The following is a 2667-nucleotide window of genomic DNA, read 5'->3' as shown; positions in this document are numbered from 1 at the left end:
GCCCCCACCCCGGGCACCCCGAAACCCAGCCGCCCGATCCCCACCCCCGGCGAGGTCTTCCCGCGCCGCAAGCCCACCCCGCCACCCCCGGCGAACCCCCAGCAGCTCGCCGCGGGCTGACGTGGCTACTCTGGATCCATGGACTACGTCTCCGCGCTCCTGCCCCCGGTCGTCATGGCCATCTTCTTCATCGGCGTGATCCGGGTGATCGTGAAGACACAGGGCGGCGCCAACAAGGCCAAGGAGGACGCGGCCGTCGACGCCGCCCTCGCGCGCGCGGAAGGCGCTCGGCAGTCTTCCGCGACGCCCCCGAAGGCCGAAGCCTGATCCGACCGCTGCCGCCCTCAGGGTGCGGCGATCCCGGCGTACGACTCCGTGCGGCCCGCCCCCGCGAAGCCCGCACTTTTGAGTCGTACGCCCTTTTTGCTCCCGTTCGCGGGTGAAGCGCACGTCCGCCACGCCATTACCCAGATCTCCCACTATTGTTCTGAGGTGTGCCTCGCCCATTGGGAGAACTCGAAGACGCGGTCATGTCGCGGGTGTGGAAGTGGAACCGCCCGGTGACCGTTCGAGAAGTCCTGGAAGATCTTCAGAAGGAGCGGTCCATCGCGTACACCACCGTGATGACCGTTTTGGACAATCTCCATCAGAAGGGCTGGGTGCGCCGCGAGGCGGAAGGCCGCGCCTATCGATATGAGGCGGTCTCCACGCGCGCTGCCTACGCTGCCGCCCTGATGAACGACGCCTGGTCGCAGAGCGACAACCCCGCCGCGGCTCTCGTCGCCTTCTTCGGCATGATGAGCGAGGAACAGCGAGAGACTCTCCGCGATGCCGTACGCATCGCCCAGGGTCCGGAAACCCAGAAACCGACCGGACCGTCGGAACTGGCCGTTCCGGCGGAAGGAACGGAACCGCCGGAGAACCCCGCCTCTGCTCAGGACCCCGACGGGCGATAGCGTCCCGCCATGTCCGCGAAGCGCCCTGAAGCCCCCGCAAAAGCCATCACCGTCCGACGGGCACGTACCAGCGATGTCCCGGCCGTGCGCCGCCTCCTTGACGCCTACGTCCGCGGCGGCATCCTGCTCGACAAAGCGACGGTGACGCTTTACGAGGACATCCAGGAGTTCTGGGTCGCGGAACGGGACGACAACGCCGAGGTCGTCGGCTGCGGCGCCCTGCACGTGATGTGGGAAGACCTCGCCGAAGTGCGCACTCTCGCCGTGAAGCCCGGCCTGAAGGGCGCGGGCGTCGGACACCAGTTGCTGGAGAAGTTGCTGCACACCGCCCGCTGGCTCGGCGTTCGCCGCGTTTTCTGCCTGACCTTCGAAGTGGACTTCTTCGGCAAGCACGGCTTCGTGGAGATCGGCGAGACGCCTGTCGACACGGATGTCTACGCGGAGCTGCTGCGTTCCTATGACGAGGGTGTCGCGGAGTTCCTCGGTCTCGAACGAGTGAAACCGAACACCTTGGGCAACAGCCGGATGCTTCTGCATCTGTGATCGCCGGGACGGACACACAAGCCAGTTGCAAGTCGGTCGCAAGACCGCCCGCCCGGCTCGTCAAGGCATATTCCGTACGGCCGCCCTGCCCAGGTGCCCTATGTCCGAAACGCGCACGTTTCCGGACGGGGGCGGGGCTGCCGGTCTCTGCCGAGGGTTTGTGTTTTTCCGGCAAAAGCGGTTTGCTTTCCGAGGTACTGCAGTACTGCATATAACAGGGGACGGCGATACGGCGGACGCCGGCACACCCCGGCCCTGAAGATATCGATGAAAGGAAATCCGGTGGCACAGAAGGTTCAGGTCCTTCTTGTCGACGACCTCGACGGCGGCGAGGCGGACGAGACCGTCACGTTCGCGCTGGACGGCAAGACGTACGAGATCGATCTCACCACCGCTAATGCGGACAAGCTCCGCGGCCTTCTCGAGCCTTACGTGAAGGGCGGTCGTCGTACCGGAGGCCGTGCTTCGGGCGGGCGCGGAAAGGCGCGCGCGGCCTCGAGCGGCAGCCAGGACACCGCGGCCATCCGCGCCTGGGCGAAGGAGAACGGCTACGAGGTCAACGACCGCGGCCGTGTTCCCGCGACCATCCGCGAGGCCTACGAGAAGGCCAACGGCTGAACAGCGGCACTACCGATCCTGCGCACGCAAGGCCGGTGGCTGGGCGCACGCGCGCCGCAGCCGGACCCGGTGGCACTGTGTGGCCACCGTGTTCACCAGCCGTACGAGATCGGGGGCGTCTCCACTGCCCCCCAAGGCCGACAGCGTCGGCAGCGAGGCCTCGACCTCGCATCCCGGCTCGGGGGGCCGCAGCCAGACAGCGGCCCCCTGGGAACCGAACCGGCCCAGGGGAAGCGGCCGGCCACGGGCGAAGCCGGGCTCGGGGGGCAACGCGCGGTCCGCATCGGGGGCCGACGGCGCGAACGCCAGCCAGGACACCGGCCCGCCCCGCTCGGGGCCCGACGCCATGAACCCTTCACAGGCCGCCGCCCCACCCCTCTCGCGGGACACCGAGCTCCCCGCCTCACGCCTCTGCGACGCCTCTGTCCCGCAGGGCAGCGTCCCGCCCGTTTCAGGCGGCATCGGGCCGCCCGTCTCGCGGAGAGATGGAGCGCCCCTCCCGTAGGCCGCCTCCCCGCCCGCCTCGCCCGACACCGAGCCGCCTCGCCCG

Annotated in this window: 4 protein-coding genes and 1 pseudogene; 4 read left to right on the top strand and 1 reads right to left on the bottom strand. The window is 68.7% G+C overall.

Features of this window, described 5'->3' with window-relative positions; all coding sequences use genetic code 11:
- Positions 1-138: 138 nt before the first annotated feature.
- From GTY47_RS20935 to GTY47_RS20920, 4 genes are all read left to right on the top strand, one after another.
- A complete protein-coding gene (locus tag GTY47_RS20935) occupies positions 139-327 on the top strand; it encodes a hypothetical protein (protein WP_010048842.1) in 189 nt (62 codons plus the stop codon).
- 179 nt (positions 328-506) lie between these two features.
- Positions 507-956 carry a BlaI/MecI/CopY family transcriptional regulator gene (locus GTY47_RS20930; protein WP_078603013.1) on the top strand — a complete coding sequence of 150 codons (450 nt, stop codon included), beginning with the start codon at positions 507-509 and terminating at the stop codon, positions 954-956.
- A 9-nt stretch (positions 957-965) separates the two neighbouring features.
- Complete coding sequence (locus GTY47_RS20925; RefSeq protein ID WP_029181801.1) at positions 966-1499, top strand: amino-acid N-acetyltransferase; 534 nt, start codon at positions 966-968, stop codon at positions 1497-1499.
- Positions 1500-1781: 282 nt separating this feature from the next.
- The gene (locus GTY47_RS20920) at positions 1782-2117 is read left to right on the top strand and encodes an Lsr2 family protein (RefSeq protein ID WP_010048839.1); all 336 of its coding nucleotides are present in this window, start codon (positions 1782-1784) and stop codon (positions 2115-2117) included.
- A gap of 9 nt (positions 2118-2126) precedes the next feature.
- Here the strand turns inward: GTY47_RS20920 and GTY47_RS41085 are convergent.
- Positions 2127-2333 (bottom strand): annotated as a pseudogene (locus GTY47_RS41085) (hypothetical protein); the annotation flags it as partial.
- Between the last annotated feature and the right edge of the window lie 334 nt (positions 2334-2667).

Origin of the sequence: Streptomyces sp. SID5464, from assembly GCF_009862985.1 — a bacterium.
Taxonomy (GTDB): domain Bacteria; phylum Actinomycetota; class Actinomycetes; order Streptomycetales; family Streptomycetaceae; genus Streptomyces; species Streptomyces chartreusis_D.
The sequence above is the reverse complement of the archived record's forward strand: the minus strand, read 5'-3'. Positions and strand labels throughout refer to the sequence as shown.

Coding starts and splice junctions, on each gene's coding strand:
- GTY47_RS20935 (WP_010048842.1), top strand. CDS start 139: ATGGACTACGTCTCCGCGCTCCTGCCCCCGGTCGTCATGGCCATCTTC.
- GTY47_RS20925 (WP_029181801.1), top strand. CDS start 966: ATGTCCGCGAAGCGCCCTGAAGCCCCCGCAAAAGCCATCACCGTCCGA.